At 69.4% G+C, this 14,892-nt stretch carries 14 protein-coding genes and 1 tRNA gene; 7 read left to right on the forward strand and 8 right to left on the reverse strand.

Features of this window, described 5'->3' with window-relative positions; translation table 11 throughout:
* Nucleotides 1–232: 232 nt before the first annotated feature.
* The 4 genes from MKK52_RS27005 to MKK52_RS21020 form a co-directional block, all read right to left on the reverse strand.
* A complete protein-coding gene (locus tag MKK52_RS27005) occupies nt 233–448 on the reverse strand; it encodes a KilA-N domain-containing protein (protein WP_279597960.1) in 216 nt (71 codons plus the stop codon).
* A complete protein-coding gene (locus tag MKK52_RS21010; RefSeq protein ID WP_243957784.1) occupies nt 414–584 on the reverse strand; it encodes a hypothetical protein in 171 nt (56 codons plus the stop codon). Before MKK52_RS21010 ends, MKK52_RS27005 begins: the two co-directional genes overlap by 35 nt.
* A gap of 19 nt (nt 585–603) precedes the next feature.
* Nucleotides 604–680, reverse strand: a tRNA-Pro gene (locus MKK52_RS21015).
* Between the two features lie 79 nt (nt 681–759).
* Complete coding sequence (locus MKK52_RS21020) at nt 760–1,464, reverse strand: 4'-phosphopantetheinyl transferase family protein (protein ID WP_243957278.1); 705 nt, start codon at nt 1,462–1,464, stop codon at nt 760–762.
* A gap of 47 nt (nt 1,465–1,511) precedes the next feature.
* Here MKK52_RS21020 and ligA point away from each other — a divergent pair, with 47 nt between their 5' ends.
* Nucleotides 1,512–3,932, forward strand: coding sequence for an NAD-dependent DNA ligase LigA (gene ligA, locus MKK52_RS21025; RefSeq protein WP_243957280.1), 2,421 nt, complete (start codon nt 1,512–1,514; stop codon nt 3,930–3,932).
* A gap of 16 nt (nt 3,933–3,948) precedes the next feature.
* Entirely contained in the window at nt 3,949–4,803 is an 855-nt protein-coding gene (locus MKK52_RS21030; RefSeq protein ID WP_243957282.1) for a 3'-5' exonuclease, read from the forward strand.
* Between the two features lie 4 nt (nt 4,804–4,807).
* On the opposite strand, the gene MKK52_RS21035 is transcribed toward MKK52_RS21030, so the two are convergent.
* Nucleotides 4,808–7,006, reverse strand: coding sequence for a 3-hydroxyacyl-CoA dehydrogenase NAD-binding domain-containing protein (locus MKK52_RS21035; protein WP_243957283.1), 2,199 nt, complete (start codon nt 7,004–7,006; stop codon nt 4,808–4,810).
* 116 nt (nt 7,007–7,122) lie between these two features.
* On the opposite strand from MKK52_RS21035, the gene MKK52_RS21040 reads away from it, so the two are divergent.
* A complete protein-coding gene (locus MKK52_RS21040) occupies nt 7,123–7,902 on the forward strand; it encodes an EAL domain-containing protein (RefSeq protein ID WP_243957285.1) in 780 nt (259 codons plus the stop codon).
* A 43-nt stretch (nt 7,903–7,945) separates the two neighbouring features.
* On the opposite strand, the gene MKK52_RS21045 is transcribed toward MKK52_RS21040, so the two are convergent.
* The 3 genes from MKK52_RS21045 to MKK52_RS21055 all read right to left on the reverse strand — a co-directional run bounded on the left by MKK52_RS21045 (nt 7,946) and on the right by MKK52_RS21055 (nt 10,630).
* Entirely contained in the window at nt 7,946–8,446 is a 501-nt protein-coding gene (locus MKK52_RS21045) for a hypothetical protein (RefSeq protein ID WP_243957729.1), read from the reverse strand.
* Nucleotides 8,447–8,559: 113 nt separating this feature from the next.
* On the reverse strand, nt 8,560–9,768 hold the full coding sequence (locus tag MKK52_RS21050) for an acetyl-CoA C-acetyltransferase (RefSeq protein ID WP_243957287.1): 1,209 nt from the start codon (nt 9,766–9,768) through the stop codon (nt 8,560–8,562).
* A 70-nt stretch (nt 9,769–9,838) separates the two neighbouring features.
* Entirely contained in the window at nt 9,839–10,630 is a 792-nt protein-coding gene (locus tag MKK52_RS21055; protein WP_243957289.1) for an HpcH/HpaI aldolase family protein, read from the reverse strand.
* A 279-nt stretch (nt 10,631–10,909) separates the two neighbouring features.
* Here MKK52_RS21055 and tolQ point away from each other — a divergent pair, with 279 nt between their 5' ends.
* Genes tolQ through tolB form a run of 4 tightly spaced genes read left to right on the forward strand, consistent with a single transcriptional unit; the run spans nt 10,910 to nt 14,879 of the window.
* Nucleotides 10,910–11,629, forward strand: a complete 720-nt coding sequence (tolQ, locus tag MKK52_RS21060) for a protein TolQ (protein ID WP_243957291.1) — start codon at nt 10,910–10,912, stop codon at nt 11,627–11,629.
* A 12-nt stretch (nt 11,630–11,641) separates the two neighbouring features.
* Nucleotides 11,642–12,088 (forward strand): ExbD/TolR family protein, encoded by a 447-nt coding sequence (locus MKK52_RS21065; RefSeq protein ID WP_243957292.1) that lies wholly within the window; start codon nt 11,642–11,644, stop codon nt 12,086–12,088.
* A 19-nt stretch (nt 12,089–12,107) separates the two neighbouring features.
* Nucleotides 12,108–13,481, forward strand: coding sequence for a cell envelope integrity protein TolA (tolA, locus tag MKK52_RS21070; RefSeq protein ID WP_409564715.1), 1,374 nt, complete (start codon nt 12,108–12,110; stop codon nt 13,479–13,481).
* A gap of 54 nt (nt 13,482–13,535) precedes the next feature.
* The gene (gene tolB, locus MKK52_RS21075) at nt 13,536–14,879 is read left to right on the forward strand and encodes a Tol-Pal system beta propeller repeat protein TolB (protein ID WP_243957296.1); all 1,344 of its coding nucleotides are present in this window, start codon (nt 13,536–13,538) and stop codon (nt 14,877–14,879) included.
* The last annotated feature ends 13 nt before the right edge of the window (nt 14,880–14,892 follow it).

The raw sequence follows: 14,892 nt of genomic DNA on the forward strand, positions 1-14,892 counted from the left end.
CCGCTAACCGGCAGCACCCATCGTGCCCCCAAGGCCGCGTTGCGTACCGGCCCCCGCTGGTGAGATCGGACGCTCCCCCGCCCCGTGATCAGATCGGGGCGGGGCCGAGCGGTCCTCTGAGCGGCCTTGGGGCCGGCGATTGGCTAGGGCGCGTACTCGAAGGCCAAAGCATCCCGCTGACGAAAGTACTCGATGGCGTGCTTGGGGAGCCGGGCTTCGACTTGCCGGACATTCAATCGTAGACCCACCCTGCCACCTTCTCGGCGAATGCGGGCGAGAGCCATTGCGCGAGATGGATGGCCACTTGCGGATGCACCCAAGTATGCTGAAGACGCGGGTCTCCTCCGCTAAGTAACGGAATTAGCTCCGCTATCGGTATACCGAGGGCGGAAGAGAGAGCCTGGGCATGATCTTTAGATGCTCGCGCTTCCCAGTAGCGGCTTCTCAAGCAGCGGCACCGCGCTCGGATCGGCGGACATCCGCAGCCCGCCGAGCGTGATGAGCGCTTCGTCAGTGTCCTGGGCGGCGAGGATTTCGGCTTCGCAGATCGGTTTGACTATCGGGATAACTGTCGGGACAGTCATTCCAAACCGAACTAGATAATGGTCGGAGTGGCAGGATTTGAACCTGCGACCCCCACGTCCCGAACGTGGTGCGCTACCAGACTGCGCTACACTCCGAAGGCCGGCGGGGCGGTGAAGCGCGACCGGCGAGGCGGCTTATAGCTGTGGCCTCCCCAGGCCGCAAGCGCCTCCGCCATCATTTCGCATCGAACTTGTCCGCCCAGGTCGCGGAACGGCTCTGGCGACGGATCGCAACCCCCGCCGCTGTCACCGCCACGGTGGCGCAGGCGCCGGGGCCGGGATCGAGCGTGGCGAGCGTCCATTGCGCGGTCCCTCCCGTGATCCGCAGCATCCGCGCCGGCTCCGGGGGAACGGTGACGGAGAAGCCCGCCAGCGGCTGGGACAGGCCCGCGCCCAGGGCCTTCACCACCGCCTCCTTGCGCGTCCACAGGCCGAAGAAGGCGGCTTCGCGCCAGCTGGGCGGAAGGGCTTCGAGCGCCGCCGTCTCGTCGGGGGCGAAATGGCTGCGGGCGATACGCAGGGCATCCGGCAACGGCCGGCGGATCTCGACATCGACGCCGATCCTCGCCCCCCGGACCAGACCGATCAGCGCGATGTCGCCCGAATGCGAGAGGTTGATGTCGAGGTCCGTCCCGGCCGGCTCCGCCAGGACGGGGCGACCGGTGGATTCGGTGGCAAAACGCAGGCGTTCGGGCGGCAGGCCGCATTCCCGCCCGACCACCACACGCAGGGCCGCATGGCTGGCGATGAAGCGGGTCCGGTCGGCCTCGCGCAGGAAGCGATCCGCGCGGGCTGTCTCCTCTGCACTCAGCAGCGCGGCGCAGTGGGCGATCCGGCCCGGATCGAGGGCCAGCGCGGCGATGACGACATCGGCGATCACCGCATCCGCCTCTCTCCTCACGGGCCATGATGCGCTAGAAGCCCGGCATGGCCGCCGCGCAGACCCAATCCGCCTCCATGACCGCCGACGAGGCCCGTGCGGAGCACGCCGACCTCTCGGAGCGCATCGCCGAGGCCGACCGCCTCTACCATCAGGAGGATGCGCCGGAAATCTCCGACGCGGATTACGACCGGTTGCGCCGCCGGCTGGAAACCATCGAGGCCGCCTTTCCCGATCTTGCGGGAACGGGTGCGGCCAGCGTCTCGGTCGGGGCCAAGCCGTCCGAGAAATTCGCCAAGGTCCGGCACGCGGTGCCGATGCTCTCTCTGAGCAATGCCTTCGCCGACGAGGAGGTCGCGGAGTTCGTTGCCCGCGTGCGGCGCTTCCTGAACTGGCCCGAGGACAAGCCCCTGGCTTTCACCGCCGAGCCGAAGATCGATGGCCTGTCCCTCTCTCTCCGCTACGAGAAGGGCACCCTCATCACGGCGGCGACGCGCGGGGACGGCGAGGTCGGCGAGAACGTCACCGCCAACGCGCTGACCGTGAACGACATCCCTCGCAAGCTGAAGGGCGGCGGCTGGCCGGAGGTCTGCGAGGTGCGGGGCGAGGTCTACCTGTCGCATGCGGATTTCGCGGCGATCAACGCCCGGCAGGAGGCGGCCGGCAAGCCGCTCTTCGCCAATCCGCGCAACGCGGCGGCGGGGTCGCTGCGCCAGCTCGATCCGGCGGTCACCGCTTCCCGGCCGCTGCGCTTCTTCGCCTATGCCTGGGGCGAGGTCTCCGAATCCCTGGCCGACACGCAGAGCGGCGTGCTGGACCGCTTCACGTCCTGGGGCCTGCCGGTGAACCCGCGCACGCGGACCTTCACCGACACGGAGGGCATGCTCGCTCATTACCGTGGCATCGCGGCCGAGCGGGCCGACCTCGGCTACGACATCGACGGCGTCGTCTACAAGGTGGACGACATCGCCCTGCAGAAGCGCCTCGGCTTCGTCTCGCGCTCGCCGCGCTGGGCGCTGGCACACAAGTTCGCCGCCGAGGAGGCGACGACGGTGCTGGAGGAGATCGTCATCAATGTCGGCCGCACCGGCTCCCTCAATCCGCTAGCGAAGCTGCGGCCGGTGACGGTGGGCGGCGTGGTGGTGTCGAACGCCACGCTCCACAACGAGGGCTACGTGAAGGGCGTCGGCGCCGATGGCGAGCCGATCCGCGAGGGCCGCGACATCCGCGTCGATGACACGGTGACGGTGGTCCGCGCGGGCGACGTGATCCCGAAGGTGATGGACGTCGACCTCACCAAGCGCCCGGCCGATTCGAAGCCGTTCGAGTTCCCCGACCATTGCCCTGCCTGCGGCAGTCGAGCGGTGCGGGCGGTGAACCCGCGCACGGGCAAGCTCGACGCGGTGCGCCGCTGCACCGGCGGGCTGATCTGCCCCGCGCAGGGCGTCGAGCGGCTGAAGCACTTCGTCTCGCGCAACGGCTTCGATATCGAGGGCTTCGGCGAAACCTATATCGAGGTGCTGTTCGAAGCGGGGCTCGTGAAGCAGCCGGCCGACCTGTTCCGGCTGGATTTCGACAAGCTGAAGGCGGCCGTGGAGGCGCGGCGCGAGGCACTGGCGGCCGAGCGGCGGGCCGGGGCGGAGCCGGCGAAGAAGGCGGCCAAGAAGAAGGGCGACGACGAGGACAAGGCGATCAAGAACCTGCTCGCCGGGGTCGAGGCGCGCCGGTCGCTGCCCCTCAACCGCTTGGTGTTCGCGCTGGGCATCCCGCAGATCGGCGAGGCCACCGCCAAGGCGTTGGCCAAGCGCTTCGAGGACATGGACGCCCTGATCGCGGGGATCGAGGCTGCGGCCGAGGCACAGGGCGGGCCGGACTGGATCGAATTCACCTCCGTGCCGCGCATCGGGCCCACCACCCGCGACCGGCTGATGGAGGCGGGGCTTCCCGCCGAGGGGGCCGAGCCGACCCCCGGTGAGCGGGTGCGGCTGACATCGAGCCAGCGCGAAAGTCTCATCGCCCATTACGGCGACCTCGATGCGGCCCGCGCGGCCCTGGAACGGGCGGCGGGCCAGCGCCCGGGGGATGCCTACCGCGCCTTCGCCGACGATGGCGAAGTCGGCCCCGTGGCGACCGACGCGCTGATCCAGTTCTTCGCCGAGCCGCACAACGCCTCGGCGGTGCGCGAGCTTCTAAAGGAGGTCCGCACCGAACCGATGGAGCGCGCCGGGTCCGCCAGTGCCTTCGCGGGCAAGACTGTGGTCTTCACCGGCAGCCTGGAGCAGATGACCCGCAACGAGGCCAAGGCCATCGCCGAGCGGCTCGGCGCCAAGGTGTCGGGGTCGGTCTCGGCCAAGACCGATCTGGTCGTGGCGGGGCCCGGCGCGGGCTCCAAACTGAAGGATGCCGAGAAGCACAAGGTGAAGGTCGTCAGCGAGGCCGATTGGCTGGCCATGGTGGCGCAGGCGTAGGGTGGGGCATGGCGGCATGATCACCCTCGCCCTCGATTTCGAGACGGCCAACGAGCGGCGCGACAGCGCCTGCGCAGTCGGACTCGCCTGGATCGACGGCGGCCGGATCGTCCGACGGGAAAGCCACCTCATCCGCCCGCCGGAGATGCGCTTCTCCCCCGGCAATATCCGCGTCCACGGCATCCTGCCCGCCGACGTGGCGAACCGGCCGGGCTTCGCGGAGGTGATGGCGCCGTTCCTCCCGGACCTCGCGGGCGGGGTCATCCTCGCCCACAACGCCACCTTCGACATCGGCGTCCTGCGCGCCGGGCTCGGCCGGGCGGGCCTGCCCGTGCCGGACCTCGCCTATCTCTGCACGGTACAGGTGGCCCGGCGGGTGTTCCCGGCGCCGGAGGGCTGCGGCCTCGGCAAGGTCGCACGGCGGCTCGGCATCACCTTCGAGCACCACGATGCCGGCGAGGATGCCTATGCTTGCGCCCGCATCGCGCTGGCCGCCATGGAGGAGACCTCGGCCGGGGACGTTCATGGCCTCGCCGCCGCCATCGGCGTGCCGGTGACGGCGGTGCCGGGGGAATTGGCGCGCTTCGTGCCGGGCCTGGGGCCGATCAGCGGACGGGCGATGCCGGCCGTCCCGCCGCCGGCCTCGGCCTCCTTGAGCTTCCTCGTGCGCGGCTCCACGGGGAACCGCTACACCGTGACCCTGGAGGAGCGCCGCAGCGGCGCCGTCCTGCGCTGCACCTGCACGGCGGGGCGCTTCGGGCAGCGGTGCCGGCATGTTAAGGCGCTGCAGGCCGGCGACATCACCGACCTGCTGTCCGACAACCACGCCGACCTCGCTACGCTCGCGTCGCGGCTGGCCGGCGCGGCGTGAGGCGTCAGGCCGCCTTCCTGGCTTCGCCATAGAAGGTACCGTCCCGCTCGGCCATGGCGGCGAGGCTATCGGGCACGGCGAAGCGCGGGCCGTGGCGCGATTCCAGGTCCCTCGCCAGGGCGACGAAGGCCGGTACGCCCATGAAGTCGATGTAGGAGAGTACGCCGCCCGTGAACGGCGCGAATCCGAAGCCGAGAATTGAGCCGACATCGGCCTCGCGCGGGTCGGTCACGACGCCCTCCCCCACCGTGCGGGCGGCTTCCAGCGCCTGGACCACGAGCAGGCGGTTCTTCAGCTCCGTGAAATCGACCTGCTCCGGGTCAAGCCTCTGCGGCTGGAGATCGGTGAGGCCCGGCCACAGGCGCTTCGGCGCACCCTCGGGGTAATCGTAGAAGCCCTTGCGGTTCTTGCGGCCGAGCCGCCCCTCCCCCTCCACCATCCGGGTCAGGATCTCCCGTTGCGCCGGATCGACCGCCTCCGCCCCGACCTGCGCCTCGGTGGCCCGGGTGATCTTGAGGATCAGGTCTAGGGCGACCTCGTCGTTCAGGGAGAGCGGGCCGACCGGCATGCCCGCCTGCCGCCCGGCGCTCTCGATCATGGCCGGCGGCACGCCCTCGGCCAGCATCTTGTGGCCTTCGAGGATGTAGGCGCCGACGCAGCGGTTGGCGAAGAAGCCGCGCGAATCGTTGACGACGATGGGCGTCTTCTTGATCGCGCGTACGTAATCGAGGGCCACCGCCACGGCCCGGTCGCCCGTGGTGCCGCCCTTGATGATCTCGACCAGCATCATCTTCTCGACGGGCGAGAAGAAATGGATGCCGACGAACAGCTCCGGCCGGCGGGAGTGGCGGGCAAGCCCGGTGATCGGCAGGGTCGAGGTGTTCGACGCGAAGACCGTATCCGGCCCGATCACGGCCTCGATCTTCCCGATCACCTCGGCCTTGATCGACGGATCCTCGAACACCGCCTCGATCACGAGGTCGCAGCCTTCGAGCGTGGCGTAATCCGCCGTGGCGGTGATGCGCGCGAGCAGGGCGTCGCGGTCGGCGGTCTTGGCGCGGCCCTTGTTGATCTGGCCGGTGATGAGGGCGTGGGCATGCGCCTTGCCCTTCTCGGCCGCCTCGATGCTCCGGTCGATCAGCACGGTCTCGAACCCGGCCTGGGCGGTCACGTAGGCGACGCCCGCTCCCATGAAGCCCGCGCCGACCACGCCGACCTTGCGCAGGCTTGCCGGCGGCACGTCCTTCGGGCGGCGGGCGCCCTTGTTCAATTCACCCATGGAGAGGAACAGGGTGCGGATCATCGCCGCCGCCTCCTTGGTACGGAGGATATGCGCGAAGTAGCGGCTCTCGACCTTGAGGGCGAGGTCCATGGGCAACTGAAGCCCCTCGTAGACCGAATTCAGAATGGCCTTCGCGGCGGGGTAGTTGTCGTGCGTCTCGCGGCGGTAGATCGCGTTGGCGGCGGGCCAGACCTGCATGCCGGCCGGCGAGTAGACCTTGCCGGAGGGTGCCTTGAACTTCGGCGCGTCCCATGGCGCCACCGCCGAGCCTCCGTCGCGGATCCACGCCTTGGCCTGCGCGACGATGTCGGCCACCGGGGCGACGGCGTGGATGAGGCCCATGCCCTTCGCCATCGGCGCGCGGATCTGCTCGCCCTTGAACAGCATCTGCAGGGCGTCGCCGGTCTGCATCAGCCGCGCGACCCGCTGCGTGCCGCCGCCGCCGGGGAAGAGCCCGACTTTAATCTCCGGCAGGCCGACGCGGGTATGGGGCGCGTCCGACGCGATCCGGTAATGACAGGCGAGCGACAGTTCGAAGGCCCCGCCGAGGCAGAGCCCGTGGATCGCCGCCGCGAAGGGCTTGCCGCAAGTCTCCAGCCGCCGGAACAGCAAGGTCAGCCGGCGCGATTCCTCGAAGAAGCGGCGCATCGCCGCCTCCTCGCCCTCCTCCGCGCGCAACTTCTCGTAGGCAGCGCGCAGGCCCTGAAGCATGGTCAGATCGGCACCGCCGGAGAAGTTCTCCTTGCCGGTGGCAATCACGCACCCCTTGATCGCCGGGTCCGCAGCAACAGTCTCCACAATCGCCGAGAATTCCTCCATCACCGCTTCGGTGATGACGTTCATCGAACGACCGGGCATGTCCCAGGTTGCGAGGGCGATCCCATCGGTATCTGCTTCGAACCGAAAGTAATCTAGGTTCATTGGCGCGCTCCTGCGGCAGTATCGCAAAATGAATACATGACGGCCGGTCTTAATCGACTGGTGAGGGTTTCTTGCGCATTCTGGCGCGCGCTGGGGGGCAAAGTCAGGATCCGAGCATGATATCGACCCAAGGTTGCGCCGCCTGCCGGGATGGCGCTTCCCTCCCCTTCGCCTTCACGATGGCCTTCCAGCCGATCCTCGACCTCTCCACGGCGCGGGTCTGGGGCTACGAGGCGCTGGTGCGCGGCACGCAGGGCGAGCCGGCCGGGGCGATCCTCTCCCAGGTGAACGATGAGACCCGCTATCGTTTCGATCAGGCGGCGCGGGTGAAGGCCATCGAGCTGGCCGGCTCGCTCTTCCCGAAGGACGAAGACGTGCGCCTGTCCATCAATTTCATGCCGAACGCGGTCTACGAGCCGAATGCCTGCATCCGCGCGTCCCTCGAGGCGGCGCGGCGTGTCGGCTTCTCGTACCGCCGGATCATGTTCGAGTTCACCGAGAACGAGCGGTTCCGGGACATCGACCATCTGAAGCGCATCGTCGCGGCCTACCGGAAGCAGGGCTTCATGACGGCGCTCGACGATTTCGGCGCGGGCTTCGCGGGCTTGAGCCTGCTGGCGAATTTCCAGCCGGACCTCATCAAGATCGATATGGATGTCCTGCGCGGCCTCGACGGCGATGATCGCCGCCGCAGTATCGTCGAGGGCATCGTGGGGATCGGCCGCGCGCTGGGCGTCGAAATCCTCGCGGAGGGCATCGAGACCGCCGCCGAACTCGACGCGGTTCGGTCGCTGGGCATCGATCTGGTCCAGGGCTACCATTTCGCCCGTCCCCTCATCGAGGCGCTACCCATGGTGCCGGGCATGGCGCCGGAATCCGCCGCGCAGGCCGCGTGACGGTACGCCGGAGCCCGCCCGGTCGCCATGCCCCGGGCTCGTCTTATTTGGGCGCGGGGGTCGGAGCCGGCATCGGCACGGGCGGCGCGCCAGGCGGCTGGTTGTCGGTCGCCGAGGCGACGGCCAGCATGTTCAGGAGCTTGGTCACGGAGTTCTGAGAGATCGCCGTCACCGAGGAGTTCGGGTCGGCGTTCATGGTCTGGAACTTCTCGTAGACCGGGTCGGAGTAGATCTCGTCGAGATGCTTCAGCTCGGCGAGGCTGAACTTCTGGGCGTATTCCTTCGACAGGCCCTCGACCATCAGGGCGCGCTGCTTCTCGAACTCCGCGTTCAGCTCCTTGCGCACCGAGTCGGCGCGGGCTTCCGGCATCGCGGCCGTGGTCTTCTCGAGGGCGACGCTGAAGCCGGTCTGCAGGTTCTTGATCAGGGTCTTGTTGACGAGCTTCGTCGCCTCGGCGACCCGGTCGCTCTGGTCGTCGGCGCGGGCGGCGAGCGGCGCGGTGAGCGCGACGCCGAGGCAGAGGGTGGCGATCAGGCGGTTCAAAGTCATTCCTCCCGTTTTCATGTCGGTTCCCCGCGGCCGTCGAGCCGGCCGCCGTGGCACGGCGCCCGTTTCGGTCGAAAACGGAGCCGCCGCAAGTCCTTGTGCTGCTGCGTTCAGACGCGCTCGATGATCGTGGCGGTGCCCATGCCCGCGCCGATGCACAGGGTGATGAGGGCGCGCTCCTTGCCAGTGCGCTCCAGCTCGTCGAGGGCGGTACCGAGGATCATCGCGCCCGTCGCGCCGAGCGGGTGGCCGAGGGCGATGGCGCCGCCGTTGACGTTCACCGCGTCGGGGTCGAGGTCGAACGCCTGACAGAAGCGCAGCACCACGGCGGCGAAAGCCTCGTTCACCTCGATCAGGTCGATGTCGTCGAGGGTCAGGCCGGCCCGGTAGAGCACCTTCTCGGTGACGTCGACCGGCCCGGTGAGCATGAGCGCCGGGTCCGAGCCGATGTTGGCGAAAGCGCGGATGCGGGCGCGGGGCCGCAGGCCCGCCGCCTCGCCGGCCTCCTCAGAGCCGATCAGCACGGCCGCCGCCCCGTCCACGATGCCCGACGAATTGCCGGCGTGGTGGACGTGGTTCACGAACTCGACGTCCGGGTGGGCGTCGGTGGCGACCGCATCGAACCCGCCCATCTGCCCCATCTGCACGAAGGAGGGCTTGAGGGCGCCGAGCGACTGCATGTCCGTGCCGGGGCGCATGTGCTCGTCCCGGTCGAGGAGGGTGATGCCGTTCACGTCGCGCACCGGCACGACGGAGCGGTCGAACAGCCCGTGCTCCCAGGATCGCGCGGCCAGCGCCTGCGAGCGCACGGCGTAGGCGTCGCATTCCTCGCGGCTGAAGCCGTACTTGGTGGCGATCAGGTCGGCCGAGATGCCCTGCGGCATGAAGTAGGATTTCACGGCGATGGCCGGGTCCACCGGCCAGGCCCCGCCCGACGCGCCGATGCCGATGCGGCTCATGGATTCGACGCCGCCGCCGACCGCCATGACGTGCTGGCCCGACATGACCTGCCCGGCGGCGACGTTCACCGCGTCGAGGCCGGAGGCACAGAAGCGGTTGATCTGCATGCCGGGGACGTGGACCCCGTAATCGGCCACGAGGGCGGCGGCGCGGGCGATGTCGCCCCCCGCCTCGCCGACCGGATCGACGCAGCCGAGGATCACGTCGTCTACCAGCCGCGTGTCGAGGCCATTGCGCTCCTTCAGCGCACGGAGCGCCGTCTCGGCGAGCCGCAGGGCCGTCACCTCATGGAGGGCGCCGTCCGCCTTGCCGCGCCCACGGGGCGTGCGGACATGGTCGTAGATGAAAGCTGTCGGCATCGGCGTACCCTCTCGCTCTCCCGGCCTTGCGGCGCTGCGGGCTTACAGGTCCGCACTCGTGAGGGCCAGCCTATCCCACCGGATCGCCGCCGCGCGCCTCGGCCAGGGCCCGCGTGAACGCCTCGGCCACGAGCAGCCCGTCGTAGCCGATGGAGGCGAGCTTGAAGCCCATCGCCAGCATCTCGCGGGCGCGGGCCGGGCCGGCGGCGAAGGCACAGGGGATCTTGCCCGCCGCGAGGGTGACGCGGATGATCTCCCGCAGAGCCTCCGTCACGGCGCTGCCGTTCGGATCGAAGGCGGCGCCGTTCGACAGGGCGATGGACAGGTCGCCGGGGCCGACGAGGATGCCGTCGATGCCCGGCACCCGCAGGATCTCCGGGAGGTTCGCGATGGCCTCGCGGGTCTCGCACATGGCGATGGTCATCGTGCGGGCGTTGGCCTGCGTCAGGTAATCCTGCGGGTCCGTGAGACCGGTGAACCACATCGACCGGTCAGGCCCCCAGCTGCGCTGGCCGACGGGCGGAAACTTCGTCGCGGCGGCCAGCGCGCGCGCATCCTCCACCGTGTTGATCATCGGCGCCACGATGCCGGCCGCGCCCCCATCGAGCATCTTCGAGGCCATGGCGAAATCGCCCACCGCGATGCGCACGAGGCCGGGCTTGCCCCACAGCGCCAGCTCCGTGAGCCCTGCGGTGCAGGTGGCGACATCGTAGGTGCCGTGCTGCTGATCGAGGAGCACGACGTCGAAGCCCGCCCGCGCCATCAGCCCCGCCAGGGCGACATCCGCGAGGCAGGACCATCCGAGGAGGCGGCCGCCTTGACTGCGCAACAGGTCGGGCAGGCTCGGCACAGGTGCGGTCACGGCGGGATCCTGCAACAGGGTTCGGTGCGGCCAGGATAGGGAAGCGAGCCCACCCCGGTCCAGCGCGCGCGAGGATGAAAACGCCTCAAGTTCGCCGGGTTCTCAACCGATCCTTAACCTTGCCCGGCCCTTAAAATCCTGCGGACATACGAACGACCGCGGAAGGGCCCGGCCCTTACTTTCGACAGATTCACGGGCGATACCCTTGATATCGCTCGCACTTCCGGCACCCGCGGCGCTCATGCCGCCGCGCCGGCTCGGAGCAGGAGACTTCGACGGATGAACCCAGCCGACGCGATGCAGGCCGCCGCCCCCGTGGCCGACATGAGCCTGCTCGGCTTGTTCCTCCAAGCCCATATTGTCGTGAAGATCGTGATGATCGGTCTGCTCAGCGCGTCGGTGTGGTGCTGGTCGATCATCGTGGACAAGACGCTCCTGTTCCGCCGCATCCGCAGCGAGATGGACGCCTTCGAGGACGCGTTCTGGTCCGGCCGCTCCCTGGAGGAGCTGTTCCGCTCCTTCAACGACCGTCCGGCCACCGGCCTCGCCGCCGTCTTCGTCGCCGCGATGCGCGAGTGGAAGCGCTCCTTCGAGGGCTCGGGCCGTCAGGTCCAATCGCTCTCCCAGCGCATCGAGAAGCAGCTCGACGTCACCATCCACCGCGAGGTCGAGCGACTCGAATCGCGCCTGCTGTTCCTCGCCTCCATCGGCTCGGCCGGTCCGTATATCGGCCTGTTCGGCACGGTGTGGGGCATCATGACCGCCTTCACCTCGATCGCGGCCTCGAAGAACACCTCCCTCGCCGTCGTGGCGCCGGGCATCGCGGAGGCGCTGTTCGCCACCGCCATCGGCCTGTTCGCCGCCATCCCGGCGGTGCTGGCCTACAACAAGCTCCAGGCCGAAGTCGCCAAGGCGCAGTCGCGCCTGGAAGGCTTCGCGGACGAATTCTCGGCGATCCTGTCCCGGCAGATCGACGAACGCCTGTCGCTGGCCGCCTGAGGAGACAGACCGATGGCCATGGCGGCAGGGGCTGGACAAGGCGGAACGAAGCGGCGGCGCAGGCGCGGTCGCCGCAGCGGCGCCATCAACGAAATCAACATGACGCCGTTCATCGACGTCGTGCTGGTGCTGCTCATCATCTTCATGGTGGCGGCGCCGATGATGACGGTGGGCGTGCCCCTCGACCTGCCGCAATCCAAGGCGTCGCCCCTCAACTCGGATGTGAAGCCGATCACCCTCTCCATCCGGCAGACCGGCCAGATCTTCCTCGGCGAGGACGAACTGACCGACGACAGCATCGTCGCCAAGCTCACGGCCGCCGCCAAGAACGGCACCGAGGACCGGGTGTTCGTGCGCGGTGACAAGCGCGTCGATTACGGCCGCGTCGCCCAGGTCATGGCCATCGTGACGGGCGGGGGCTTCCGTCACGTCGCCCTCGTCACCGAGCCCGAGCACTAGGGGACGCGCTGCCTTGGCGATCTCCCTGCCCAAGTTGGACCGCCGGGAACCCGGCGTCTGGATCTCGGCCGGCACCCATGTGGCCCTGCTCGGCTTCGTGCTGCTCGGCGTCTCCGCCCCTGCCCTGCCCGAGGCGCAGGAGGGCGTGCCCGTCGAGATCGTCACCGAGAACCAGCTCTCCGAACTCACCAAGGGCGAGCGTCAGGCCGACAAGCCGATGCCGAACGCGCAGAGCCGTGCGGACAAGCAGGCCGAAAAGATCGAAGAGCGCGAGCCCGAGAATTCCAAGACCGACGCCCCCACGGCGCCGAAGCGCACGGCCGAGATGAAGCTCGCCAACGCGGACGAGATGCCCCTGCGCGCCGAGCCGGACGTGAACGAGGCCGAAGCCGCCAAGGCGGCGAAGGCCGCCGAGGAGAAGCGCGAGGCCGAGAAGGCCGCCAAGGCCGCCGCCGACAAGGCTGCGGCGGACAAGGCCGCTGCCGCTGAGAAGGCTGCCGCCGCCAAAGCTGCTGCCGAGAGCAAGGCGAAGGCCGAGGCCAAGGCCGCCGAGGCGAAGGCCAAGGCCGAGGCGGAAGCCGAGAAGCGCGAGCAACTCGACAAGCTGATCGAGCGCCAGGAAGCGGAAGCCGCCGCCCAGGCCAAGGCCGACGCCGCCAAGAAGGCCGCCGAGGCCAAGGCGAAGGCGGAAGCCGCCAAGGAGGCGGCGAAGAAGGTCGCGGAGGCGAAGGCCAAGGCCGAAGCGGAGGCCGAGCGCCAGAAAGAGATCGCCGAAGCCAAGGCAGAGGCGGAGCGCGAGAAGGCGGAAGCCGCCGCCGAGGCGAAGGCCAAGGCGGACGCGGCCGAGAAGGCCCGGGCCGATGCCGCCGCCAAGGCGAAGGCCAAGGCCGTGGCGGATGCCAAGGCGAAGGCCGATGGCGAGGCCAAGGCGCGCAAGCAGGCCGAACTCGCTGAGAAGTTCAACGCGGGCGACATCCGCTCGATGCTCAATTCCAAGGTCCCGTCGCAATCGACCGGCTCCACCGGCCATGCGGTGCAGAAGGTCGCCGCCCTCGGCGCCGCCACGGGGAACGCGCAGCGCCTGTCGCCGTCGCTGCGCGACGCTCTCGTCGGCATGCTGCAGCAGCAGATCGAGCGGTGCTACTCGGCGCCGCCCGGCGCGGCCCAGGGCGTGGTGCTGCCGGTGCTCGACATCCGCCTGAACCCGGACGGATCGCTCAGCAACGAACCGCGCATCATGCGCGGCGGTGCCAGCGCGGTGGACCAATCCATCGCCCAGGCCGCGCTTCGGGCGGTCAGGCGGTGTGCGCCCTATCGCATACCGGCGACCTACGCGCCGTATTACAACGACTGGAAGGCGATCAACGCGGAGTTCGAGTTCACGGCGACGTAACCGCCGAGGCCCCCGCCGTCGCCGCCCTTCCCCCGTCTGACCACGACCGAGACGATGATCGACAGCCTCACTCGCCGGCACGGCCCCTCGCGGCCCACCCACCTCCTGGCGTTCCTCGCCTTTATCGCCCTGGCCCTCGGCTTCGCCGGGCCGGCGCAGGCGCAGCTGCAACTCAGGATCGGTGGCGGCAGCTTCCAGCCCCTCCCCATCGCCGTCGCCGATTTCGGCGGCGATCCGAGCCTCGGCGGGTTGCTGAGCGGGGTGGTGACGAACAACCTGCGCCGCTCCGGCTACTTCGCCCCCCTCGACAAGGGGCGCTTCCCCGAGAACCCGCCCTTCGACGCCGCCCCGAACTTCGAGAAGTGGCGCGCCACCGGCGTGCAGGGCCTCGTGACCGGCCGTGTGGTGCGCGACGGCGGCGGGCGCCTGAAGGTCGAGTTCCGCCTGTGGGACGTGACCTCCGGCCAGCAGATGATCGGCCAGCAATACGCCACCGATCCGGCCAACGCGCGCCGCGCCGGGCACCTGATCTCGGATCAGGTCTACACCAAGATCACCGGCCTCGGGCCGTGGTTCGACAGCCGCATCGCCTTCGTGGACGAGACCGGCCCGAAGGAGAACCGCCGCAAGCGGCTGATGGTGATGGATCAGGACGGTGCCAACGTCCGCGCCATCACCTCGGGTGAGATGTCGATCGTCGCCCCGCGCTACTCGCCGAGCACGCAGGAGATCGCCTTCATGGCGCAGGCCGCCGGCCACCAGCCGCGCGTTCAGGTGATCAACCTCGAAACCGGCTCCCGGCAGGCCTTCGGCTCGGTCGATTCGATGAGCGCCAGCCCGCGCTTCTCCCCCGATGGCCGCCGCCTCGTGATGAGCGTGCAATCGGGTGGCAACGCCGACATCGTGACGATGGACCTCGCCTCCAAGGCGCAGAAGCCCATCACAAGCGGGCTCGCCATCGACACCTCGCCGACCTACTCCCCCGACGGCAGCCAGATCGCCTTCGAATCGGATCGCGGCGGCTCGCAGCAGGTCTACGTGATGGGCGCGGACGGCTCGAACCCGCACCGCATCACCTTCGGCACCGGCTCGGCCTCGCAGCCGGCGTGGTCGCCGCGTGGCGACCTGATCGCCTACACCCGCCAGCGCAACGGCGGTTTCGCGATCTGCGTCGCCAAGACGGACGGGACCGGCGAGCGCGTGCTCACCGAAGGCTTCCACAACGAGAGCCCGTCCTTCTCGCCGAACGGCCAGTACGTGGTGTTCTTCCGCGATCCGGGCGGCCAGGGCGGCGGTAAGCTGTACATGGTCGACATCACCGGCAAGGTCGAGCAGCCGGTGCCGACGCCGGCCTACGCCTCCGACCCGACGTGGTCGCCGCTCCTCGCGGGGCGCTGAGCGGCGCCCTCTC

The sequence above is a fragment of the Methylobacterium sp. J-067 genome (assembly GCF_022829465.1).
Taxonomy (GTDB): domain Bacteria; phylum Pseudomonadota; class Alphaproteobacteria; order Rhizobiales; family Beijerinckiaceae; genus Methylobacterium; species Methylobacterium litchii.

Coding starts and splice junctions, on each gene's coding strand:
- tolB (WP_243957296.1), top strand. CDS start 13,536: ATGATCGACAGCCTCACTCGCCGGCACGGCCCCTCGCGGCCCACCCAC.
- MKK52_RS21065 (WP_243957292.1), top strand. CDS start 11,642: ATGGCCATGGCGGCAGGGGCTGGACAAGGCGGAACGAAGCGGCGGCGC.
- tolQ (WP_243957291.1), top strand. CDS start 10,910: ATGAACCCAGCCGACGCGATGCAGGCCGCCGCCCCCGTGGCCGACATG.
- MKK52_RS21010 (WP_243957784.1), bottom strand. CDS start 584: ATGACTGTCCCGACAGTTATCCCGATAGTCAAACCGATCTGCGAAGCC.
- MKK52_RS21040 (WP_243957285.1), top strand. CDS start 7,123: ATGATATCGACCCAAGGTTGCGCCGCCTGCCGGGATGGCGCTTCCCTC.
- MKK52_RS21035 (WP_243957283.1), bottom strand. CDS start 7,006: ATGAACCTAGATTACTTTCGGTTCGAAGCAGATACCGATGGGATCGCC.
- MKK52_RS21050 (WP_243957287.1), bottom strand. CDS start 9,768: ATGCCGACAGCTTTCATCTACGACCATGTCCGCACGCCCCGTGGGCGC.
- ligA (WP_243957280.1), top strand. CDS start 1,512: ATGGCCGCCGCGCAGACCCAATCCGCCTCCATGACCGCCGACGAGGCC.
- MKK52_RS21030 (WP_243957282.1), top strand. CDS start 3,949: ATGATCACCCTCGCCCTCGATTTCGAGACGGCCAACGAGCGGCGCGAC.